At 59.8% G+C, this 22,592-nt stretch carries 24 protein-coding genes; 13 read left to right on the top strand and 11 right to left on the bottom strand.

Annotated features, from left to right (window positions below; genetic code table 11):
* Positions 1–22: 22 nt before the first annotated feature.
* From RGCCGE502_RS23680 to RGCCGE502_RS37505, 7 genes are all read left to right on the top strand, one after another.
* Positions 23–1,045 carry an aldose epimerase family protein gene (locus RGCCGE502_RS23680; RefSeq protein WP_016556732.1) on the top strand — a complete coding sequence of 341 codons (1,023 nt, stop codon included), beginning with the start codon at positions 23–25 and terminating at the stop codon, positions 1,043–1,045.
* Between the two features lie 115 nt (positions 1,046–1,160).
* Positions 1,161–1,934: a GntR family transcriptional regulator gene (locus RGCCGE502_RS23685; protein WP_040675493.1), complete on the top strand. Its 774-nt coding sequence runs from the start codon at positions 1,161–1,163 to the stop codon at positions 1,932–1,934.
* Positions 1,931–2,962, top strand: coding sequence for an SIS domain-containing protein (locus tag RGCCGE502_RS23690; protein ID WP_016556734.1), 1,032 nt, complete (start codon positions 1,931–1,933; stop codon positions 2,960–2,962). Before RGCCGE502_RS23685 ends, RGCCGE502_RS23690 begins: the two co-directional genes overlap by 4 nt.
* Entirely contained in the window at positions 2,962–4,113 is a 1,152-nt protein-coding gene (gene nagA, locus RGCCGE502_RS23695; protein WP_016556735.1) for an N-acetylglucosamine-6-phosphate deacetylase, read from the top strand. Before RGCCGE502_RS23690 ends, nagA begins: the two co-directional genes overlap by 1 nt.
* Positions 4,114–4,126: 13 nt before the next feature.
* A complete protein-coding gene (locus RGCCGE502_RS23700; RefSeq protein ID WP_016556736.1) occupies positions 4,127–4,855 on the top strand; it encodes an SIS domain-containing protein in 729 nt (242 codons plus the stop codon).
* A gap of 142 nt (positions 4,856–4,997) precedes the next feature.
* Positions 4,998–5,144 carry a hypothetical protein gene (locus RGCCGE502_RS37500; protein ID WP_016556737.1) on the top strand — a complete coding sequence of 49 codons (147 nt, stop codon included), beginning with the start codon at positions 4,998–5,000 and terminating at the stop codon, positions 5,142–5,144.
* A gap of 89 nt (positions 5,145–5,233) precedes the next feature.
* The gene (locus RGCCGE502_RS37505) at positions 5,234–5,386 is read left to right on the top strand and encodes a hypothetical protein (protein ID WP_019280539.1); all 153 of its coding nucleotides are present in this window, start codon (positions 5,234–5,236) and stop codon (positions 5,384–5,386) included.
* Here the strand turns inward: RGCCGE502_RS37505 and RGCCGE502_RS23705 are convergent.
* Positions 5,383–6,108: a beta-ketoacyl-ACP reductase gene (locus RGCCGE502_RS23705; RefSeq protein WP_016556738.1), complete on the bottom strand. Its 726-nt coding sequence runs from the start codon at positions 6,106–6,108 to the stop codon at positions 5,383–5,385. The genes RGCCGE502_RS37505 and RGCCGE502_RS23705 overlap by 4 nt on opposite strands.
* A gap of 68 nt (positions 6,109–6,176) precedes the next feature.
* Positions 6,177–7,358, bottom strand: coding sequence for an acetyl-CoA C-acetyltransferase (locus RGCCGE502_RS23710; protein WP_016556739.1), 1,182 nt, complete (start codon positions 7,356–7,358; stop codon positions 6,177–6,179).
* Positions 7,359–7,593: 235 nt separating this feature from the next.
* Between RGCCGE502_RS23710 and phaR the strand changes: the two genes are divergently transcribed.
* Positions 7,594–8,166, top strand: coding sequence for a polyhydroxyalkanoate synthesis repressor PhaR (gene phaR, locus RGCCGE502_RS23715; RefSeq protein WP_016556740.1), 573 nt, complete (start codon positions 7,594–7,596; stop codon positions 8,164–8,166).
* 2 nt (positions 8,167–8,168) lie between these two features.
* Here phaR and RGCCGE502_RS23720 read toward each other — a convergent pair whose 3' ends face one another.
* The 4 genes from RGCCGE502_RS23720 to mtgA all read right to left on the bottom strand — a co-directional run bounded on the left by RGCCGE502_RS23720 (position 8,169) and on the right by mtgA (position 10,682).
* Positions 8,169–8,573, bottom strand: a complete 405-nt coding sequence (locus RGCCGE502_RS23720; RefSeq protein ID WP_016556741.1) for a hypothetical protein — start codon at positions 8,571–8,573, stop codon at positions 8,169–8,171.
* Between the two features lie 158 nt (positions 8,574–8,731).
* On the bottom strand, positions 8,732–8,917 hold the full coding sequence (gene rpmF / locus RGCCGE502_RS23725) for a 50S ribosomal protein L32 (protein WP_016556742.1): 186 nt from the start codon (positions 8,915–8,917) through the stop codon (positions 8,732–8,734).
* Positions 8,918–9,074: 157 nt separating this feature from the next.
* Positions 9,075–9,722: a glutathione S-transferase family protein gene (locus RGCCGE502_RS23730; RefSeq protein ID WP_016556743.1), complete on the bottom strand. Its 648-nt coding sequence runs from the start codon at positions 9,720–9,722 to the stop codon at positions 9,075–9,077.
* A gap of 213 nt (positions 9,723–9,935) precedes the next feature.
* Complete coding sequence (gene mtgA, locus RGCCGE502_RS23735; protein ID WP_176705724.1) at positions 9,936–10,682, bottom strand: monofunctional biosynthetic peptidoglycan transglycosylase; 747 nt, start codon at positions 10,680–10,682, stop codon at positions 9,936–9,938.
* A gap of 134 nt (positions 10,683–10,816) precedes the next feature.
* Here mtgA and RGCCGE502_RS23740 point away from each other — a divergent pair, with 134 nt between their 5' ends.
* Both RGCCGE502_RS23740 and RGCCGE502_RS23745 read left to right on the top strand, forming a co-directional pair.
* Positions 10,817–11,731, top strand: a complete 915-nt coding sequence (locus RGCCGE502_RS23740; protein WP_016556745.1) for a polyprenyl synthetase family protein — start codon at positions 10,817–10,819, stop codon at positions 11,729–11,731.
* 115 nt (positions 11,732–11,846) lie between these two features.
* Complete coding sequence (locus RGCCGE502_RS23745) at positions 11,847–12,485, top strand: LysE family translocator (protein ID WP_016556746.1); 639 nt, start codon at positions 11,847–11,849, stop codon at positions 12,483–12,485.
* Between the two features lie 15 nt (positions 12,486–12,500).
* Here RGCCGE502_RS23745 and ispG read toward each other — a convergent pair whose 3' ends face one another.
* From ispG to RGCCGE502_RS23760, 3 genes are all read right to left on the bottom strand, one after another.
* Positions 12,501–13,751, bottom strand: coding sequence for a flavodoxin-dependent (E)-4-hydroxy-3-methylbut-2-enyl-diphosphate synthase (ispG, locus tag RGCCGE502_RS23750; protein ID WP_016556747.1), 1,251 nt, complete (start codon positions 13,749–13,751; stop codon positions 12,501–12,503).
* A 96-nt stretch (positions 13,752–13,847) separates the two neighbouring features.
* Complete coding sequence (locus tag RGCCGE502_RS23755; RefSeq protein ID WP_016556748.1) at positions 13,848–15,041, bottom strand: MFS transporter; 1,194 nt, start codon at positions 15,039–15,041, stop codon at positions 13,848–13,850.
* Between the two features lie 59 nt (positions 15,042–15,100).
* Entirely contained in the window at positions 15,101–15,883 is a 783-nt protein-coding gene (locus tag RGCCGE502_RS23760; RefSeq protein WP_016556749.1) for a DeoR/GlpR family DNA-binding transcription regulator, read from the bottom strand.
* A 240-nt stretch (positions 15,884–16,123) separates the two neighbouring features.
* Here RGCCGE502_RS23760 and RGCCGE502_RS23765 point away from each other — a divergent pair, with 240 nt between their 5' ends.
* The 3 genes from RGCCGE502_RS23765 to RGCCGE502_RS23775 all read left to right on the top strand — a co-directional run bounded on the left by RGCCGE502_RS23765 (position 16,124) and on the right by RGCCGE502_RS23775 (position 18,440).
* Complete coding sequence (locus RGCCGE502_RS23765) at positions 16,124–16,897, top strand: amino acid ABC transporter substrate-binding protein (RefSeq protein ID WP_016556750.1); 774 nt, start codon at positions 16,124–16,126, stop codon at positions 16,895–16,897.
* 104 nt (positions 16,898–17,001) lie between these two features.
* On the top strand, positions 17,002–17,682 hold the full coding sequence (locus tag RGCCGE502_RS23770) for an amino acid ABC transporter permease (protein ID WP_016556751.1): 681 nt from the start codon (positions 17,002–17,004) through the stop codon (positions 17,680–17,682).
* Positions 17,679–18,440: an amino acid ABC transporter ATP-binding protein gene (locus RGCCGE502_RS23775; RefSeq protein WP_016556752.1), complete on the top strand. Its 762-nt coding sequence runs from the start codon at positions 17,679–17,681 to the stop codon at positions 18,438–18,440. Before RGCCGE502_RS23770 ends, RGCCGE502_RS23775 begins: the two co-directional genes overlap by 4 nt.
* Before the next feature lie 21 nt (positions 18,441–18,461).
* Here RGCCGE502_RS23775 and RGCCGE502_RS23780 read toward each other — a convergent pair whose 3' ends face one another.
* Entirely contained in the window at positions 18,462–19,022 is a 561-nt protein-coding gene (locus RGCCGE502_RS23780) for an NADPH-dependent FMN reductase (protein WP_016556753.1), read from the bottom strand.
* A gap of 69 nt (positions 19,023–19,091) precedes the next feature.
* A complete protein-coding gene (gene pyc, locus RGCCGE502_RS23785) occupies positions 19,092–22,556 on the bottom strand; it encodes a pyruvate carboxylase (RefSeq protein WP_016556754.1) in 3,465 nt (1,154 codons plus the stop codon).
* Positions 22,557–22,592: the final 36 nt, after the last annotated feature.

The following is a 22,592-nucleotide window of genomic DNA, read 5'->3' on the forward strand; positions in this document are numbered from 1 at the left end:
AAGGAATATCAGGACAGTCGCAATGGCGGAAATGTTGAAACGGGAAGTTTTCGGGCAGACCAAATCGGGCGAAACCGTCCATCGCGTCGAGATCAAAGGCGGTGGGCTGACGGCCAAGGTCCTCACCTGGGGCGCCGTTATTCAGGATCTCCGCCTCGACGGCCACGAGGCGCCCCTCGTGCTCGGCTTCGACGACTTCGACAGCTACCCGACTCACTCCTCCTATTTTGGTGCGACACCAGGCCGCTGCGCGAACCGCATCGGTGGCGGCAAATTCACCTTGGACGGCGTGAAGTATCAGCTCGATCTCAACGAGAAGGGCGTGACGCATCTTCATGGCGGCAACGGCAATATCGCGCAGCAAAACTGGACAATCGTCGAGCATGACGTCGACCGTGTCGTCCTTAAGATCGTCGATCCGGACGGGCGCGCCGGCTACCCCGGCAATTGCACCATCCAGGCTACTTACCGTGTGCATGGCGACGGCGAACTGTCCGTCACCTACGAAACGACCAGCGATCAACCGACGATCGCCAATGTCTGCCAGCACACCTACTTCAACCTTGACGGCCGTGACGATGCACTCGGCCACGACATCATGATCGCGGCCGACGGCTACCTCGTCACCAATGACCTTCAGATCCCGACAGGCGAAGTTCGGCCGGTCGCCGGAACAGCCTTCGACTTCCGCGAAATGTCGCCGATGAAGCGGTTCGACGATGGCGAGCAGGCGCTTTATGATCACAATTTCTGCCTCTCGAAGGACCGGACGGCCAAGCGCTCGGTTGCGCTTGCCCGCAGCCTGAATTCAGGCGTTTCGCTGGAAGTGCGCACGACAGAGCCTGGCGTGCAGTTCTACGCCGCGTTCAAGCTGAACGTGCCCGTGCCGGGTCTTGAAGGACGCAAGTATGGTCCCTTCGCCGGCTTCTGCCTGGAAACGCAGGTTTGGCCTGATGCAATCAATCACGAAGGCTTCCCCAATGCGGTTTTGCGCCCGGGCGAAGTGCTGCGTCAGGAAACGGATTACATTTTCTCGAAGAGCTAACGCTCTTCCACGTACTGGAAGAAACAAACCCTCGCAGGCTACCTGCGAGGGTTTTTTCTTTTCAAGCTGATTTTCGTGCTTGTGATTGGTTCTAAATAGGTTCTATTATGACGACATGGATAGAACCAGTCTGATGGCGGAACTGAAGAGCCGCGGCCTGCGCGACGAAGCGCTGACCGGACCGCTTTACAAGCGGCTGGGGCAAGCCCTGACCGGCCTCATTCAGGAAGGATTGTTGAAGCCTGGAACGGCCCTGCCTGGCGAGCGTGATCTGGCTGAAGCGTTGAAGGTGGGGCGCGTGACCGTTCGGACCGCCTATCGCGACTTGATGAATTCAGGCGTGCTCGAGTCGCGACACGGAAGCGGCACATTCGTCTCCAGCAAGGTCGAGCGCATGGAGCAGTCGCTATGGCGACTTTCCTCGTTCTCCGCGGACATGCGCTCACGCGGACGCGCGCCGGCCGCGAGGATCTTGTCGCGGACGGTCAATACACCATCTCCCGAAGAAGCGTTCCTGCTTGGCCTAGGGCTCGACGAACCCGTCCTTCGGCTTGATCGTCTGCGCCTTGCCGACGGGCTGCCGCTGGCCATCGAACGCGCCGTCGTGCCGATAAAATTCCTTGGTGAAAATGGCGGCGGCGAGGGGTCCCTTTACGAAGCGCTTACGGCAAGCGGTCACCGCCCCGTTCGAGCGCTGCAGAGGCTGACGGCGGTCACTCTCGATCCGTCGTCGGCCGCTGCACTGCACGTGAATGCCGGTGCGCCAGCGTTGCTGATCGAACGTGTATCGCGCTTGGAAGACCAGCGGGTCGTCGAATACACCCGCTCCCACTATCGTGGTGATGCATATGATTTTGTTGCGGAATTAAGAATTGGAGATGACTTATGAGTGAAAACCATTCGCTGATGTTGCAGGAAACCGGCCAATCACCGGAGGTCGTCGCAACACTGCTCCAGAAGGAAAAGCCTGCCTTTGACGCAATTGCGAAGCTGTTTGCATCTGGCGCTCCGAGCGTCGTGACCACGGCAGCGCGCGGGTCTTCGGACCACGCCGCGACGTTCTTCAAATACCTGTTCGAGATCACCTGTGGAGTGCCGGTCGCTTCGATCGGTCCGTCGATCGCATCGGTCTACGGCGCGTCTCTGCATCTGAAGGGCGGCATTCACTTCACGGTGTCACAATCCGGTGCAAGCCCCGACATCATCGCTCTGCAGGAGGCTGCGAAGCACGGCGGCGCAACGACCATCGCCGTCGTCAACGTCACCGACAGCGCACTCGCCAAGCAGGCCGATATTGTGCTCGGCCTCAACGCAGGCCCGGAAAAGAGCGTAGCGGCGACTAAGTCGTTCATCGCCTCGGTCGCCGCCCTTTCAGGCGTCACCGCCGCCATCAGCGGCAAGCGCGATCTGCACGCCTCGCTGGAAAAGCTGCCGGACGCCCTCGAGGCAACCAACGGAATCGATACGAAGGCAGCCGAGGACATTCTGTTTGAGGCAAGCTCGCTCTATACGGCGGGTCGTGGTCCCGCGTTCGCTATTGCGCTCGAGGCCGCACTGAAAGCCAAGGAAACGGCCGGTTTGCATGCGGAAGCCTTCTCGCTTGCCGAACTGATGCATGGTCCGATGCGGCTTGTGCAACCGGGCTTCCCAATTGTCGCCTTCACGCCCGACGATCCGGCATTTGCCAACAACGTCCAGGCGCTTGAGCGGCTACGCAAGCTCGGCGCGACGACCGTGCCGTTATCCGGCCAGCCGGTGTCCGGAGTCAATCTGCAGGTACCGACGACCGGAAGTGGCCTGCTCGACCCGCTCGTTTCGCTGCTGGTCTACTACCGCCTGATCGAGTCGGTAACGCGCCGCAAGGGCTTCGACCCGGACAAGCCGGCCAACCTGCTCAAGGTCACGGAGACGATGTGATGGTTCGCAAGATCTTCTCCGGCGCGCGGATCTTCGACGGCCAGCGCTTTCACGACGACAAAGCCCTCATCATCTCGGGCGGACGCGTCGAGGCCATTGCAGCGGCAGGTGAACTGCCGGACGGCGATCACATACGCTTCGACGGTGGTGTGCTTTCCGCAGGCTTCATTGACGCTCAGGTGAATGGCGGTGGCGGCAGGATGCTCAACGACGAGCCGTCGCCCGCCTCCATGTACATGATAGCCGACGGCCATCGACCTTACGGAACGACCGCACTGCTACCGACGCTGATCACCGATACGGCGGATGCGACCGCAGCAGCGATCGAAGCGGCCAAGGAAGCCGTCAAGACAAACCGCGGCGTCGCGGGCCTCCACCTCGAAGGTCCACACCTGGCACCGGCGCGCAAGGGAGCCCATCTTGCCGAGCTTATGCGGCCGGTCGAAGACAAGGACGTGAAAGCCTTCATTTCGGCCAAGGAGGCAATCGGCACCCTGTTGGTAACAATGGCTGCTGAACAAGTCACCGCGAAGCAGGTGCGCGAACTCAGCGAAGCCGGCGTCACCATCAGCATCGGCCATTCCGATTGCTCCAGCGAAGCAGCAGAGGTGCGCTTTGATGCCGGCGCGCGCGGCGTCACCCATCTTTTCAACGCCATGAGCCAACTCGGTCACCGAGCGCCCGGCCTCGTCGGCGCGGCGATCGATCATCCTTCGGTTTGGTGCGGCATCATCGCCGATGGCCATCATGTCGATCCGAAGGCGCTTCGGACTGCTCTTCGCGCAAAGCGCGGCGAAGGCAAGCTCTTCTTCGTCACCGACGCGATGTCGCTGGTTGGCTCGGAGAAGGACTCCTTTACACTGAACGGCCGCACCGTCCGGCGCGAACGCGGCGGCTTTTGTTCAAAACTGGTCCTATCGGATGGCACGCTTGCCGGTTCCGACGTCGACATGGCGTCCACCATCCGCTATGGCGTGACCTATCTCGAGTTAACACTTGCGGAAGCGCTTCGCATGGCGACGCTTTATCCTGCACGCTTTCTCAACCTTGAAGGCTACGGCCACCTTTCGCCGGGTGCGCGCGCTGATCTCGTCCACCTGACTGACGCTCTGGAGGTCACGCGGACCTTTATCAGTGGCCAACCGGCGTAAAAGCGAGGAAGTGATGACTGCGATCACCGATGCCTATTTTTCCAACCTCATCGGCCGGCTCGAGACCTTAAAGAAGGAAATCGCCGAGCCGATGGCGTTGGCGGCCGATGCGATCCTCGAGGCCGCACGCAACGACAAGCGCGTTTACGTATTCGGCACCGGCCACTCGCACATGCTGGCGGAAGAGGTACATTATCGCGCGGGCGGGCTTGCCTTCACCGTTCCGATTCTCGTCGGCTCTGCCATGCTGCACGAGGGCGCGGTGATCAGCTCCGTCTACGAGCGAACGGAAGGATTGGTGCGACCGGTGTTGGAACGCTATGGCATGCAGCCTGGAGACGTAATCATCATCGCGTCGAATTCTGGCGTCAATGCAGCGCCGATCGAAGCCGCCGACTATGGCCGTGAGATTGGGGCCAAAGTGATCGCGATCACCTCGGTCTCCTATTCCAGTGCAGTCGCAAATGGCCGGCGCCGCTTGGCGGACATTGCCGACGTCGTATTGGACAACGGCCTTCCTCCTGGCGATGCGGTGATTGAACTGCCGGGTACGGAGCTGAAGGTCGGCCCCGTTTCGACCGCCATTGGTGCAACGGTCCTCAACGCCGTCCTGGCTGAGGTGGCTTCCGAACTCTCAAAAGAGGGCGACGCACCGATTTATCTGAGCGCCAACATGCCCGGCGCCAAGGCGGTAAACGAGCAACTGGTAAAGAAGTATCGGCCGCGCAATCCTCACCTCTAGGTCCATTTGACGCCCGATTGTCAACACCACGCTGACAGTCGGTCGTCAAAGTTCAATCTACCTCGCCGGAGGGGTGAGGCGCATATTTCTTTCAACAACCACGGCGAGCCCACGTCCCGCCGGCTTTGAAAGGAACGATCCGATGGCCGAGATCATCTTGAATTCAGCAATCACCATCCTCATTGCTGCCGCCTTCATGACAACAGCGACAGCCGCCCTTCGCGGTGAAAACCGCGCTCTGCAGAGGGTGCCAGTCAGGGCCAAGGCAAGACGCCACCCAAAGGGCTGAAAGACAGCCAAATAATTCCTCAAATCGGCCCCAATATCGACACCTGCTTGAACGACGAATGCGTCGTGGGGAATTTGGAGTGCAGGGCAATGACCAGAATTATCGGTGCGGCCGCAATGTTGACCATCGCTATGGCGGCCTATGCGGCATACTTGAATCCGTACGATACGCGCAGCCAGCAAGGCCGCTATTCGCAGCAGGTCGAGAGCCACGATAACGGCCTTACGGCGTCCATCCGCTAAACGAACAACTGCCCACCATTCGCGCTAAGCGTCGATCCGGTGATGAAGCCTGCGTCGTCGGAAACCAGGAAGACGACGCAGCGCGCGACTTCCTCAGGTTCTCCGAGACGGCCCACCGGAATCTGCGGAATGATCCGTTCGTTCAGCACTTTTTCCGGAACCGCGAGAACCATCTCCGTGCCGATGTAGCCGGGGCAAATGGCATTCACGGTGATGTTCTTGGCGGCACCCTCCTGCGCAAGCGCCTTGGTGAACCCGAGGTCACCAGCCTTAGCGGCCGAGTAATTCGCCTGCCCCATCTGCCCCTTCTGGCCGTTGATCGAGGAGATGTTCACGATCCGCCCGTAGCTTCGGTCGCGCATGCCGCCCCAAACCTGGTGCGTCATGTTGAACAGGCCGGTGAGGTTGGTGTTGACGACCTCATGCCATTGCTGAGGGGTCATCTTGTGGAACATTGCGTCCCGGGTAATGCCCGCGTTGTTGACGAGAACATCGACTGGACCCAGTTGCGCCTCGATCTTTGCGATGCCTTCGCCACATGAGGCGTAGTCGGAAACATCCCATTTGAAGACGGGAATGCCGGTCTCGCCGTGAAAGGCGTTCGCCTTCTCATCATTGCCGGCGTAGTTGGCGGCAACTGCATAGCCTGCATTCTTCAGTGCGACGGAAATCGCGGCGCCAATACCGCGCGTACCACCAGTGACAACAGCCACTCTGCTCATGTTCCGCTCCCTCATTTGAAGGCCCCGCTATTTCGCGGGGCTCAGGTTATAGTTGGACTGCCTGCTATTCAAAGAGCTTCAAAACACATTGCAACACCCATGCCGCCCCCGATGCAAAGAGTCGCCAGTCCCTTCTTCGCGCCACGACGCTTCATCTCGAAGAGAAGCGTGTTGAGAACGCGCGCACCGGATGCACCGATCGGGTGGCCGATCGCGATCGCACCGCCGTTGACGTTGACGATCGAGGGGTCCCAGCCGAGATCCTTATTGACCGCGCAAGCCTGTGCGGCAAAGGCCTCATTGGCTTCAACGAGATCAAGATCGCCGACGGACCAGCCCGCCTTTTCCAGCGCCTTCCGCGATGCCGGGATGGGGCCGGTCCCCATCACCTGCGGATCAACGCCTGCGGTTGCCCAGGAGACGATACGGACGAGCGGCTGGATGCCACGACGAGCGGCTTCAGCTTCGGTCATCAGAACGGCTGCGGCGGCGCCATCATTAAGGCCGGAGGCATTCGCCGCGGTAACCGTGCCCTCCTTGTCGAAGGCCGGACGCAGCTTGGCCATCGAGTCCAGCGTCGCGCCGTGCCGGATGTACTCATCGGCATCGACAGTCACGTCGCCCTTTCGCGTCTGGATGACGTAGGGAATGATTTCATCCGCGAACCGGCCGGCCTTCTGCGCGGCTTCTGCCTTATTCTGCGACGCGACGGCAAATCGGTCCTGCTCGTCGCGGGAGAGCTGCCATTGGCGAGCAATGTTCTCGGCAGTAATGCCCATGTGGTAGCCGTAGAAAGCGTCCGTCAGACCATCCTTGATCATGGTGTCGACCATTTTCATGTCGCCCATTTTGACGCCGCCGCGCAGGTGCGCGGCATGTGGTGCCATCGACATCGACTCCTGGCCGCCAGCGACGATGATCTTTGCATCGCCGAGGGCGATCTGCTGCATGCCAAGCGCGACGGCGCGAAGACCAGAACCGCAGAGCTGGTTGACACCCCAGGCAGTCGCTTCCTTGGGAACACCCGCCTTCATCGCCGCCTGGCGGGCCGGGTTCTGACCTTCGCCTGCCGGGAGAACCTGACCGAGAATGACCTCATCGACTTCCCCGGCGTCGACACCTGCACGCTCCAATGCGCCTTTGACTGCAGCCGCGCCCAGTTCGTGGGCCGGGACAGTCGCGAAGGCGCCATTAAATGAGCCAACGGCAGTGCGGCCCGCACTAGCGATGACGATGGATGAACTCGACATGACAATCTCCTCGTTAGCTCCATCAGATTAGAGGAAACTGACAAAGCTTCATCGCCGAGTCAAACGACAAGACTGCGTCATTCAATTTTAGGGATCACTTACACTGAAGCAAATTATCTCTGCTGCAAAAGGGCTTGCCGCATCGCACAAAGAGATTGTCACCGGGCTTCGTTTGCGTCTACATTCCTAGGTGGAGGAATTTCCATAACAATCAGACGGGCTTCGGGAGACTGATATGGCGAAGAATGACGGGCAGATCGTAATCAAGAAATACGCCAATCGCCGCCTCTACAACACAGGCACCAGCACTTATGTGACACTGGAAGACCTGGCGGAGATGGTGAAGAAGGGCGAGGATTTTACGGTCCAGGATGCGAAAAGCGGCGACGATATTACCCACTCCGTACTGACGCAGATCATTTTTGAGCAGGAATCCAAGACGGGCAACACGCTGCTACCAATCTCCTTCCTTCGCCAGCTGATCACCTACTATGGCGACCAGATGCAGATGGTCGTTCCGAGCTTCCTGGAACATTCCATGCGCGCCTTTACCGAGCAGCAGTCTCAGATGCGCGAGCAGGTTACGCGCGCCTTCGGCGAAACACCGATGGGCAAGAATCTGCAGCTGCCGATGCAGATGGTCGAAGATCAGGTCCGCCGCAATACCGAGATGTTCCAGCAGGCCATGCAGATGTTCTCGCCGTTCATGACCCCACCGGCCAAGGAAAGCCGTAAGGCGGAAGCAAAAGACATCGACGAGCTGAAAGAACAGCTGCGCGCGCTTCAGAACAAACTCGATAACCTCTAAGCTCAGAGACCGATCGAAACGTCGCGGCCGGCGGTGCGAATAGATACGGCAAAGCCGCCAATCACATCGATCAATGCAATCGTCATCAGGATGAAGAAAACCTGGGTGGCCGCATCCTGGACGAGAAGAAACTCGACCAAGAACGCGATGAAGACAAGCATCGACAACATGTGATTTGTCAGGCTGCCGTCACTGCGCGTTGCCTTCAGTATTTCGAAGAACAGCACCGCAAGCGCGACGACGATGAACAGATCGCCGAGCGACATGCTCCACATGGCTCCCGAAATCATCGATAGAACGATGACGTCGTTTTCGAGCGATGGAAGCCCGCCGCCGCCCATCAGGCCAAGCATCGACATATTGTAAAGAATGAATGGAATAGTCATCAGTGGTACGGCATTGAACATATGGCATAGCTCCCCTCAGCCGGAGAATAGTGCCGTAAACAACCGCATCACTTCAAGACATCACGACAATGTATTTGCCGAGTATTTGCCGATCGAAAAAGCAAAAGGCCGGCACAGGGCCGACCTCGTAAGTCCTACGCAGGCAGAACGCCCGTGTATTATGCGCTTTCCTTCGGCGTCAGAACCTGACGGCCGCGATACATACCGGTCTTCAGATCGATATGGTGCGGACGGCGCAGTTCGCCGGAGTTCTTGTCTTCAACGTAGGTCGCAGCCTTCAGCGCGTCGGCAGAGCGGCGCATACCGCGCTTGGACGGGCTCGTTTTTCTCTTCGGTACAGCCATTTCTCTTACTCCACTTCACGGGCAAACACATCCAACGGCCAGACTGGCGGCCGAAACGACGTATCGCGATTTCGGAAATTTTGCGCGCTTATACATGCCTTGGGGGTACTTGACCAGTCCCCAAGCTTATTTTTTGAGATTCCTGCGATTCACCGGCTCAGACCTCGTCTTCCTCGACAATCCAGGGCTCGGATCGCGCCGCCTCTTCCCACTTTTTCCAGGCGGGATGCGCTTTGACGGCTGCCATATAACTTAGTGTGTCGCCGGCTGATACTAGGTCATAAACCTCGAAACGATTGACAACTGGCGCGAACATCGCGTCGGCCCCGGAAAACCCGCCAAACAGGAACGGTCCGCCGGAGTGAGCCCGCAAGTCCCGCCAGATCGTCTCGATGCGGGCGACGTCGGCCATGACGCCGTCCGCAAGCACGATCTTACCCTTCGGCCGCCGGATATTCATCGGACAAGCGTTCCGCAGCGCCCTGAAACCTGCCAGCATCTCCATGGAAACCGCGCGTGCAACACCTCGCCTCTCACGTTCCCTCGGCCATATCCCGGCTTCCGGGAAAAGCTCGGCCACATATTCGATGATCGCCAGCGACTGCCAGACGCGAACATCGCCGTGCTGAAGCACGGGGACCTGACCGGTCGGCGAGAACTCCTTGAAGCGCGGATTGCCGGCGGCGAAATCGAAAGGAACCAGTACCTCCTCAAAGGGAATGCCGGCAGCCGTCAGGGCGATCCATGGCCGAAACGACCAGGAGGAATAGTTCTTGTTGCCGATATAGAGCGTGAGTTTGTCCATGGAATCTCCCGTTTACATTACAGGCGCGAACACGAGCCGCTCCTCGAAATGGTTCATATCGTTGAAAGCGCAGAAGGCCGGCAACTTCAAGCGTGGGCGAAAAAGCAGAAATCATCGCTGGTAGTCCAGTCGCTGGTAGCGGGATTTCCGTCCATCGTGTTGAAGCAACGAATGCCAGATGGCACTCGTCAACACCAACGACTTATTGCGATATCAATCATAAATGCATCTGATGTAATCGCCCGACCCGCGAGCGCGTCGCTCGATGAGGCCGGCGAGTCGTCGCAATCCCCGACCGGGCTTGCCCGCGTTGCGATCAAAGGGATTGGGAAGCGACACGGCAAGAAGAGCGGCCTGCCGGCTGGTCAGTTTCGATGCCGGCACCTTGAAATGGTGGCGGGCCGCGGCCTCGATGCCGTAGATCCCTGGTCCCCATTCAGCAATATTGAGGTAGATCTCCATCAGGCGCCGCTTCGACCAGATGAAATCCGCCGTCACAGCCAATGGCAGCTCCAACGCCTTGCGAACGAAGGACCGGCTATTCCACAAAAACAGGTTCTTCACCGTCTGCATCGGGATCGTGCTGCCGCCACGGGTCGCCTGGCCGCTCAATGTATCCTCGAGAAGCATCCGCATCTCGCCCCAATCGACGCCGCCGTGGAAACAGTATTGCCCGTCTTCCGACATCATCACCGACTGAACCAGAACCGGAGAAACGTCATCGAGCGACACCCATTGACGGTCGTAGCCACGCAGCAACAGCAGATCGCGCAGCATGAGCGTGGAAACGGGGTGAATGAAGGGCAGTAAGTAGAGGACGATTAGGACATAGGGAAGGATGACGAGCGCCGCCAGCGCGAGAACGATCCGCATGATCACGGGACGACTCTTAAGCCAAAGATACGCGTGCCTGTGAAGCGGCACGGTCATGCTTTCCTCTCTCTCCGGCGTTATGTCCAATTCCCCGACCCAGTCTCTTGCCCTTCTCCTCCATACCGTTTGCGAACTGGCATTGCCAGAGACAAAGGAAATCTTCACCGCGCCATCGACAATTCCGTTGCCAGTAGAAGGCGGCTCGTGCCAAACAGCGCGCCATGGACGCAAGCACTGAAACATTCGAAGCCAGATTGACGGCCACCGCGCGCGAAATCGAGGCTGTGCTCGAGACGCTGCTGTCGCCTTCCGCGTTGAAGGGCGAGATTGCCCGGCCGGAACGGCTGCGTTCAGCCATGCACTATGCCAGCCTGAACGGCGGCAAGCGACTTCGGCCTTTCCTTGTCATCGAGGCGGCATCGCTGCTCGGAGGCGACAGGGATGCGGCTCTGCGTGTGGGCGCGGCGCTTGAATGCGTGCACTGTTATTCGCTCGTTCACGACGATCTGCCGGCAATGGATGACGACGATCTGCGTCGAGGCAAACCGACCGTGCACATCGCCTATGACGAGGCGACCGCCATTCTCGCCGGCGACAGCCTGCTGACCTATGCCTTTGACATCATCGCGTCCCCCGAAACCGTCCTGCCGGATAAGGCCAAGGTGACGCTGACGTTGGCGCTGGCCCGCGCAGCCGGCATTGGAGGCATGGCAGGCGGGCAGGCTCTCGACCTAGCGGCCGAGAGACAGGCGCCGGACGAACAAGGCATTGTTACCCTACAGGCGATGAAAACCGGCGCCCTTATCCGTTTTGCTTGCGAGGCCGGCGCCATTATCGCCGGCGCCTCGTCAGAGGATTGCGTGCGATTGCGCCAGTTCGGCGAGCGGATTGGCCTCGCATTCCAGCTTGCCGACGACATTCTCGATCTCACCTCCGATGCCGCCACGATGGGCAAGGCGACCGGCAAGGATGCCGGCCGCGGCAAAGGAACGCTGGTGGCAATGCACGGCATGGCATGGGCGGAAGCCAAGCTTGCCGAGCAGGTGCTCGCGGCCGAGGCATTGGTGGCTCCCTACTCGGAGCGCGGCACCATTCTGGCCGAGACGGCTCGCTTCATCGCCGGTCGAAAGAGCTGAAAAGCGTCACCGAGACAATATTTCCGCCAACACATCGGGCGCAGTCACTTGCCGACTGTCGGGAGCCAAGTCACAAACGGGTGAAACAACTGACCGCCGGCCACAAGAGACGCAGATGCGTGAGATCCTGACCTATTTGCCGCAGATCCTGCCGGCCTACGTCGCCTATCTGATTGCCGTCATCAGCCCTGGCCCGGCGATCATGGCAATCGTGTCGACGTCGATGACGCATGGCCGAAAGGCAGGCATGACGATCTCGCTCGGCATCTTTGCGGGCTCGTTCACTTGGGCTTGTGCCGCCGCTCTCGGCTTGGCAACCATCCTCCAGATCTATGCCATGGCGCTGCAGATCCTGAAGATCTTCGGCGGCATCTACCTACTGTATCTCGCATACAAGGCTTTCAGGGCTGTGCGCGGCAACGATGATCTGCCGCAGGCGGTCGTGCAAAAGAGCCTTACGACGCGCGCCCTGTTGCTGCGCGGCTATGGCATTCACGTCACCAACCCGAAGGCCATCTTCGCTTGGCTGGCGATCATCGCGCTCGGGATGCCTCAGGGCGCGCCGGCATCCGTCGCCGGCTTGATCATCGGCATGTGCATGACGACCGGCTTTGCCATCTTCATGGGCTACGCAGTGATCTTCTCGACACCACACGCCTTGAAGATTTACCGCAATCCGCGCCGCTGGATCGAAGGGGCTATGGCAGCCTTCTACTGTGTCGCCGGACTGAAGCTGCTGACCAGCCGTATTTGACGGCTTTCTCCAGCCTCATTCCGCAGCGGTCTTCTGCCCGAAGCGCTTTTCGATATAGTCGGCGACCAATGCTTCGAAATCCGAAGCGATATTCGGTCCGCGCAACGTCAATGCCTTGGTACCATCGATGAACACCGGCGCAGCCGGCGTTTCACCGGTACCAGGCAATGAGATCCCGATGTCGGCGTGCTTGCTTTCACCCGGCCCGTTGACAATGCAGCCCATGACCGCAACGTTGAGCGCCTCGACACCAGGATATTTCTCGCGCCAGACCGGCATGTTCTTGCGAATGTCGTTCTGGATGTTCTGCGCCAATTCTTGGAAGACGGTCGAGGTCGTGCGGCCGCAGCCGGGACAAGCCGCAACCACGGGAATAAACTGGCGAAAGCCCATGACCTGCAGCAATTCTTGGGCGACCTGCACTTCACGGGTCCGGTCACCATTCGGTTCCGGCGTCAGCGATACGCGGATGGTATCGCCGATGCCCTGTTGCAGGACGTAGCCCATGGCAGCCGATGAGGCGACAATCCCCTTGCTGCCCATACCGGCTTCGGTAAGACCGAGATGCAGGGCGTGATCGGAGCGCTCGGAGAGCATCGAATAGACGGCGATCAGATCCTGTACCTGGCTGACCTTGGCCGACAGAATGATCCGGTTGCGCGGCAGACCGATCTCTTCGGCCAGATTGGCCGAGATCAGCGCGGACTGCACGATCGCCTCGCGGGTCACCTGGCGCGCCGAAAGCGGCGAGCCGGCCTCGGCGTTCTGGTCCATCAGTGCCGTCAGCAATTCCTGATCCAGCGAACCCCAGTTCACACCGATGCGCACCGGCTTGTCGTAGCGGATCGCCATCTCGATAATGTCGCCGAACTGCTTGTCCTTCTTGTCCTTGAAGCCGACGTTGCCCGGATTGATACGGTACTTCGCCAGCGCTTCCGCACAGGCCGGATGATCGGCAAGAAGCTTGTGGCCGATGTAGTGGAAGTCACCGACGAGCGGCACGTCCATGCCAAGTCGCAACAGTCGCTCGCGGATCTTCGGAACCGCTGCCGCACTTTCGTCGCGGTCGACGGTAATGCGGACGATCTCCGATCCCGCCTTGAAGAGAGCCGCCACTTGGGCGACCGTGGAGTCGATGTCCGCCGTGTCGGTGTTCGTCATCGACTGAACGACAACGGGCGCACCGCCGCCCACGATGACGCCGCCAACATCGACGGCGACGGATGCGCGGCGCGGCTTCGGATCAAAATCTGCAGCAGAAGACATAGAGAGTTCTTGAACCCCTGAAATTTGTGTCTTTCAGGTGGATCATGCCTGCTTTGTTGTCAACCCGCCCCGCGCATCACTTTTGCTTGGAGCCGTTCAGTGACCGCCGCCCGATATGCCGTCGGCATAACGTGCAAGGTTCGAGAACAGCAGGACGACGACCAGCAAGACAGGCAAAGCCATGAACACGACGCTGAAGCCGATATGTTCGGCCACGAAGCCAATTGCGGAGGGTGCCACCAGCATGCCCGAATAGCCCATTGTTGTAACAACCGAGAGGCCGATGCCGGCGCGGAGGCCGGGAATATTGCCGGCAGCCGAAAAGGCGATTGGGACCATGTTCGAAATGCCGATCCCGCACAGTGCAAAGCCGAGGATTGCAATTTCCGCATTGGGTGCGAATGCGGCGAGCAGCATGCCTGAGATTGCAAACAACGTGCAGATCCGAAGCGTCATCACGCCGCCAAGCCGGTCACGAACAAGGTCGCCGCCAAACCGCATCACAGCCATCGTCAGCGAAAACGCCGCAAAGCCGAAGCCGGAAAGTGCCACCGACGCGCCGAGCTCCTGACGCAGATAGAGCGCACCCCAATCCAACACGGCGCCCTCCGGAACCATCGAGAATAGTGCCATCAGACCAATCAACCAGGGCAGCGGCACCATTGGCAGCCGGAGCCTTTCCTTCTTCTCGTCCGGATGTGGAGGATCTGCGAGGATCATGTTCCAAGCCAGGCCCAGCACGAGCGCTGCCAATAAGGTCGCAATCACCGCATGCCAGAGCACACCAACAGTGGCGATCAGCAAGCCGCCAAGGCCAGCCCCTATCAAACCGCCCAAGCTCCAGAAAGCGTGGCACGAGGACATGATTGAGCGGCGCATCGATTGCTCGACTGCAACCGCGTTGGCATTCATGGCAACGTCCATGGCGCCCATGAACCCGCCAAACAGGAAGATCGAGATCGCCCCTGTCACAACATTGGGCGCAAGCGTCAGCGCCAGAAGTGCGGGCAGCAGGCAAACGGCAGCAATCTGCGCGACAAGCTTCGAGCCATAGCGGGCGATTTGTGATCCCGCGATTGGCATGAGAGTAAGCGAACCGACACCAAGAACCAGAATCATTAGCCCCAACTGGAACTTGCTGAGTTGCAGGCGCTCAGCAAATTCGGGAATTTTCGGCGCCCAGCAGCCGACGATGAAGCCGTTGATGAGGAACAGCAGCGAAACCGCAGCCCGGTTCTTTGTTATGAAGCCACTTCTGACAATCGGTGCCGTATTAACGTGGTTGTCCATTTTTCTTCCCAAAATGTCTCAGCGCCAGCACTCGGACACGACGCGTTGTTGAATGATGCTTACGTTATGCTTCCGGCTACGATCGTTCTGCAGCCATTGTCGCGATAGCGCGCCAACATTTCCTGATCCGTGTCGCGTTCGACCACCAGGCATTCGCATTGCGCCACCGGAAGTACGCCATGCGGGGCGGCGGTACCGAATTTGTCGGACGTTGCGGCGACAAGAACCTTCTTGCTTCGCGATGCAGCGAACCGCTTGAATTCCGCGTCCTCGAAGCCGAAGGTTGTTACGCCGGCCACAAGATCAATCCCGCAGGCGCCAAGAATGCAAAGATCGGGCGACAGGGCTTCCATGTCGCGCATCGCTTTCGCGCCAAGTGCGCCACCAACCTGGCGGTCGATCAAGCCGCCGATCAGGATCACATTGACGGCAGGCTTCTCCATCAAGGCAGCGGCGATGGCAGGAGCGTTTGTTGCGGCAGTCAAGGGCAAGTCCATCGGCAGGGCCGTCGCGATTGCGAGGTTGGTGCTGCCCGCATCGAAAAACACCATCGAGCCAGAGGCGATCTGCGACACCGCAGCAGTGGCAAGCGCCAGCTTACGATCGCGCGCGATACCCGCGCGATGATTGAGGCTTCCACCGGCAGGCGAAACGCGCAACGCCCCGCCATACACGCGCTCACAAAGGCCGGCGGCTGCCATTTCACGCAGATCCCGACGTATCGTGTCTTCGGACACGCCGAATTCAATCGCAAGATCTGCTGCAAGCACTCGACCTTCGGCTTGCAGCTTCCGCAGGATGACGCTCTGTCTCTCCTGCAGGAGGAGTTCATTCGTGTTCATGCCGACTTCAGCCCGGTTTAGATAAAATCGTTACAAACATGCATAAACGGATACAAACTTGCAGGCAAGGGTCCGGCCGCAGGTCAGCCTTCACAAACTGAAACATGCCGCGCCGAATCCGTGATAAATGAGAAAAATATTTGCAGATGCCGATTGTCTTTGCAGTTTTCTACGCTTCGCAACAGCGGGCTTTTCTGCGATTTTCGCCGCAGCAAACACTCTGGTGAATTGGATAAGAAAATGAACATCCTGAAGACCATCGCCGCCGCAGCACTGATCCAGGCCGCCGCGCTCCTCCCCGCCGTTGCCGCTGAAAACCTCGCCGCTATCAAGTCCGCGGGTGTCTTCAAGATTGGCACCGAGGGAACCTATGCTCCATTCACCTACCATGACGACAGTGGCAAACTAGTCGGCTTCGACGTGGAGATCGGCGAAGCGATTGCCGCCAAGCTCGGCGTGAAGCCGGAATTCGTCGAGGGCAAGTGGGACGGCTTGATCGCCGGTCTCGACGCGAAGCGCTACGACACGGTCATCAATCAGGTCGGTATCACCGATGCGCGCAAGCAGAAGTACGATTTCTCTGAGCCCTATATCGCATCGAAGGCCGTTCTCATCGTTCGCGATGGCGACGACAGCATCAAGGGCTTCGCAGATCTGAAGGGCAAGAAGTCCGCTCAGTCGCTGACCAGCAACTTCGGCAAGCTTGCCGAACAGTCCGGCGCTGAACTCGTCGGCACCGACGGCTTCGACCAGTCGATCCAGCTTGTCCTGACCAAGCGCGCAGACGCGACGATCAACGACAGCCTCTCCTTCCTCGACTTCAAGAAGCACAAGCCTGACGCTCCGGTGAAGATCGCCGCCCAGCAGGAAAATGCCGACTACTCCGGCATCATCATCCGCAAGGGCGAGCCCGAACTGCTCGAAGCTATCAACAAGGCGCTGGCCGACATCAAGGCCGATGGCACCTACAAGAAGATCTCTGACAAATACTTCGGCCAGGACGTTTCGAAGTAACCCGTCACGATCGGCGGCTTGCTGCCGCCGCAACATCCTTTATATGTGCCTGAAAAGCGTTCAGCGAACCCTCGCTGGACGCGCCTTTCTTTGAGGATTGCACCTTGCCGAACTGGCTTCACTTGATGGCGGATTCGCTCGGACCCCTCCTCTGGGCCGGCCTGATCTTCACGATCCCGCTGACCCTCCTCTCCTTCGCGTTCGGCCTCGTCCTAGGCCTGATCACTGCGATCGCCCGGCTTTTCGGACCGGCGCCGGTTGCTGCCATCGCCCGCTTCTACGTCTGGGTTATCAGAGGCACCCCGCTTCTGGTGCAGCTCTTCGTGATTTTTTACGGCCTGCCAAGCATCGGCATCCTGCTCGATGCCTTTCCGGCAGCGCTGATCGGCTTTACGCTCAACATCGGCGCCTATAGCTCCGAGATCATCCGCGCCGTCATCTCGTCCGTGCCGAAGGGCCAATGGGAAGCGGCCTATTCGATCGGCATGAACTGGCGCCAGGCGATGAGCCGCACGATCCTGCCGCAGGCCGGACGCGTGGCGGTGCCGCCGCTTTCCAACACGTTCATCTCGCTGGTCAAGGACACCTCGCTTGCGGCTGCCATTACGGTACCCGAACTGTTTCAGGCCGCACAGCGCATCGTCGCAACCACGTACGAGCCGCTTATCCTCTACATCGAAGCTGCGTTGATATACCTTGCGCTGAGCTCCGTCCTATCGGCCATGCAGGTACGCCTCGAGCGCCGCTTCGCGCGTTATGGCGGCATGCTGGAGGCAAACGCATGATCGAGCTTTCCCATATCGAAAAGCGCTTCGGCGACACCGTCATCCTGAAGGACATCAGCATCCGCATTCCCGAGGGCAGCGTCACGGCGCTCGTCGGTCCCTCCGGCGGCGGCAAAAGCACGCTGCTCCGCTGCATCAACCTGCTGGAAATCCCAACAGCGGGCACGATCCGCCTCGGTGAGGAGAAGCTGAGCTTTGCACCGGGGCAGAAGACTGCCTGGCAGGCAATCCAGAAGATCCGCCGGCAGACCGGCATGGTGTTCCAGAACTTTCAGCTCTTTCCGCATCAAACCGCCATCGAGAATGTGATGGAAGGCCTCATCACGGTTCTGCGGTGGCCGAAGGAAAGAGCCCGGGAACGGGCAATGGAGCTGTTGACGAAGGTCGGCATGGCCCACAAGGCTGACGCATGGCCCTCGACGCTCTCGGGCGGTCAACAGCAGCGCGTCGCAATCGCCCGCGCGCTTGCCCCGTCTCCGCGGGTTCTTCTTTGCGATGAACCGACATCGGCGCTCGATCCCGAACTTTCGGCTGAAGTCGTCGATGTTCTCGGTCGCCTCGCCAAGGAGGGAACAACGATGGTGATGGCGACGCATGACCTGCGTCTCGCCTCCAAGATTGCCAACGACGTTGTCTTTCTCGAGGCCGGCAGCGTGGTCGAGACGGGAAGTGCACGGAACATTTTTACCGCGCCGGAGCGCGAGCGTACCAAGCGCTTCATCTCGACAATCAACGCCGCCCATACCTACGACATTTAGACACGGGCGGCGGCTAGAGCGTCAGACTGCGCGGGCAGCCTTCAATGCCTCGCCCCACCAGACAAGCTGGTCGAGCTGGTTCTTGGCGGCCTCGGCGAGGTGAGCGTAGTCGCTCAGGCCCTTTCCGTCCTTGATAACCGAGAGGTATTCCGGGAAGGAGATGTGAACGCCGGTCTTCACGGAAACGGCGCTCATTTCGACGAAGATCAGTCGCAATTGCTCTACCGCGCGGGCGCCACCGACACCGCCGTAACCGACGAAAGCGACCGGCTTGTGAATGAACTCACCGAGGTCGATAGCATTCTTGAGAACGGCAGTCGGGCCGTGGTTGTATTCGGCCGCCGTGAAGATGTAGCCGTCGAACTCGCGCAGCTTCTTCTTCCAACGCTCCGCCGTTTCGTTCTGGGCTTCGGTCGCGCTTGCCTGACCGAGGAAGGACATCGGATAATCCAACAGATCGAGAATCTCGACCTCGAGTTCAGGCCGGCTTGCGGCGATCTCGGCAATCCACTTGGCCGGATGGTCCGCAAAGCGGCCGATACGCGTGCTTCCGACAATGACAGCAATCTTGAGCTTACTCATATCAAATCCTTTTCATGAAAATGCATGGGGCGGCCCAGAGGCCGCCCCATCGTTTGATTCCGATATTCGTCAGCCGGCGTAGCTGACCAACAGGTCCTTGGCGTCGATCTGATCGCCCGCCTTGACCAGCACTTCCGCGATCGCACCGTCCTTTTCGGCATGGATCGCCGTTTCCATCTTCATCGCCTCGATGGAGACGAGGACGTCGCCGGCGTTGACCGTCTGGCCCGGCGAGACGAAAACGCGGGAAATGACGCCCGGCATCGGCGCACCGACATGCGCGGCATTGCCGGGTTCCGCCTTGCGGCGGGCGGCGGCACCGGTCGCACCATGAGCGCGATCCGGAACCTTGATGCGGCGCGGCTGGCCGTTGAGCTCGAAGAAGACAGTGACCATGCCTTGACTGTCGGTCTGGCTCATCGCTTGATTGACGATGACGAGCGTCTTGCCCTTCTCGATATCGGCAAACAGCTCCTCGCCATCGCCAAGACCGTAGAAATAGGCAGGCGTCGGCAGAACGGAGACCGGACCGTAGGTGTCGGATGCCAGCGCGAAGTCGGTGAAGACCTTCGGATACATCAGGTAGGAGGCGAATTCGAAGTCGTTGACCTCGCGCTCCAGCTTGGTCTCGATCGTCTTACGCTCCGCATCGAGATCGGCGTCGGCAAGCAGCGAGCCAGGACGCACCGTATAGGGTGCGTCACCCTTCAGTGCCTTCTTCTGCAACGCCTCGGGCCAACCCGATGGTGGCTGACCGAGATCGCCCTTCAGCATCGAGACGACTGATTCCGGGAAGGAGACTTCCTTGTCGGTGCTGACAACATCGGCGACCGTCAGGTCCTGCGAAACCATCATCAGCGCCATATCGCCAACGACCTTCGAGGACGGCGTCACCTTGACGATGTCGCCGAACATCTGGTTGGCGTCGGCATAGGCCTGCGCCACTTGATGCCAGCGAGTCTCGAGGCCGAGCGAGCGGGCCTGTTCCTTGAGGTTGGTGAACTGGCCACCCGGCATTTCGTGCAGATAGACTTCCGATGCCGGCCCCTTGAGGTCGCTTTCGAAGGCCGCATACTGATGGCGCACCGCTTCCCAGTAGAAGGAGATGCGGCGGATCCATTCCGGATCGAGACCCGGATCGCGCTCTGAACCACGCAGCGCCTCGACGATCGAGCCGAGACAGGGCTGCGAGGTATTGCCGGACAGAGCGTCCATCGCGGCATCGACGGCGTCGACGCCAGCATCGACTGCGGCGAGAACCGTCGCGGCGGCGATGCCCGAAGTGTCGTGCGTGTGGAAATGGATCGGCAGGCTGGTAGCGTCGCGCAGCGCCTTGAACAAGACCTTGGCGGCAGCCGGCTTCAACAGGCCGGCCATGTCCTTCAGTGCGATGATATGCGCGCCGGCCTTTTCGAGCTCGACGGCGAGATCCGTATAGTACTTGAGGTCATACTTCGGGCGCGCGGAGTTCAGGATATCGCCGGTGTAGCAGATCGCTGCTTCACAGAGCTTGTTCTCTTCGGCCACCGCATCCATCGAGACGCGCATGTTCTCGACCCAGTTCAGGCAGTCGAAGACGCGGAAGAGATCGATACCGCCGGCAGCGGCCTGGCGGACGAAGTATTTGACGACGTTGTCAGGATAGTTCTTGTAGCCGACGCCATTGGCGCCGCGCAGCAGCATCTGCAGCAGCAGATTTGGTGCCGCTTCGCGGACCAGCGACAGGCGCTCCCATGGATCTTCCGTCAGGAAGCGCATGGAGACGTCGAAGGTCGCGCCGCCCCAGCATTCCAGCGACAGCAGGTTCGGCAACGCATGCGCGTAGGTGCCGGCGATCCGGGCAATGTCGTAGGTACGCATGCGCGTGGCAAGCAGCGACTGATGGCCATCGCGCATCGTCGTATCGGTCATCAGCACGCGTTTCTCATTGCGCATCCACTCACCGAACTTCTTCGGGCCGAGCTTGTCGAGAAGCTGCTTGGTGCCGTCGGGAATACCATTGCCGTTGGTATAGGGGACAACCGGCTCGGCGATGTCAGCCGATGGCTTCGGGCGATCCTTGGCTTCCGGATGGCCATTGACCGTCACGTCCGCCAAATAGGTGAGCAGCTTGGTTGCACGGTCAGCACGTTTAACCTGCTGGAAGAGTTCCGGCGTCGAGTCGATGAAGCGTGTGGTGTAACTGTTATCCCTAAACTTCGGATGCGTGATGATCGCTTCCAGGAAGGTCAGGTTGGTGGCAACGCCGCGGATGCGGAATTCGCGCAGCGCACGGTCCATACGCGAGATCGCTTCAGACGGGCTCGGCGCCCAGGCCGTGACTTTGACCAGCAGCGGATCGTAATAGCGGGTGATGATCGCACCGGAATAGGAGGTGCCGCCATCAAGGCGAATGCCGAAGCCGGATGCCGAACGGTAAGCGGTGATGCGGCCATAGTCAGGGATGAAGTTGTGCTCGGGATCTTCGGTCGTGATGCGGCACTGCAGAGCGTGGCCGTTGAGGCGAATGTCATTCTGCGCGGGCACGCCCGACTCTGGCGTGCCAATCGCGAAGCCGTCAAGAATGTGGATCTGTGCCTTGACGATATCGATGCCGGTAACGACTTCGGTGACCGTGTGCTCGACCTGGATGCGCGGATTGACTTCGATGAAGTAGAATTTGCCGGTGTCGGCATCCATCAGATATTCGACGGTACCGGCGCCGATGTAATTGGTGGCACCCGCGATCTTCAGCGAGTAGGCCGCGAGTTCCTGGCGCTGCGCCTCGCTGAGGTAAGGCGCCGGCGCGCGCTCGACGACTTTTTGGTTGCGGCGCTGGATCGAGCAGTCGCGCTCGAAGAGATGCACGACGTTGCCGTGCGTATCGCCGAGAATCTGGCTTTCGACGTGACGAGCGCGCTCGACGAGCTTTTCCAGATAGACCTCGTCCTTGCCGAAGGCAGCCATCGCCTCGCGCTTGGCTTCCGTCACCTCGCGCGCAAGATCGGCTTCCGAGCGAATGACGCGCATACCGCGCCCGCCGCCCCCCCAGGAAGCCTTGAGCATAACGGGATAGCCGATCGCCGCCGCCATCTTGGCGACCTCAGCCATATCGTCAGGCAGCGGCTCGGTTGCCGGCACGACGGGCACGCCGACCGAGATCGCCAGATTGCGAGCCGCAACCTTGTTGCCGAGCTGACGCATGGTGTCGGCCGTCGGGCCGATGAAGATGATGCCTGCCTTGTTACAGGCATCGACGAATTCCGGGCTTTCCGACAGCAGGCCGTAACCCGGATGGATCGCATCGGCGCCCGAAAGCTTGGCGACGCGGATCACTTCGTCGATCGACAGATAGCTCTCGATTGGGCCGAGATCCCGGGCAAGATGCGGTCCACGGCCGACCTGGTAACTCTCGTCGGCCTTAAACCTGTGCAGTGCCAGTTTGTCTTCTTCCGCCCATATCGCGACCGTTTTTATCCCGAGCTCGTTGGCCGCGCGAAACACGCGGATGGCAATTTCCGAACGGTTGGCAACAAGTATCTTGGAAATGGGCAATGCTGTCTCCTCACGGCATCGAAACGGGCAATTGCT

The organism is Rhizobium grahamii CCGE 502, from assembly GCF_000298315.2.
Taxonomy (GTDB): domain Bacteria; phylum Pseudomonadota; class Alphaproteobacteria; order Rhizobiales; family Rhizobiaceae; genus Rhizobium; species Rhizobium grahamii.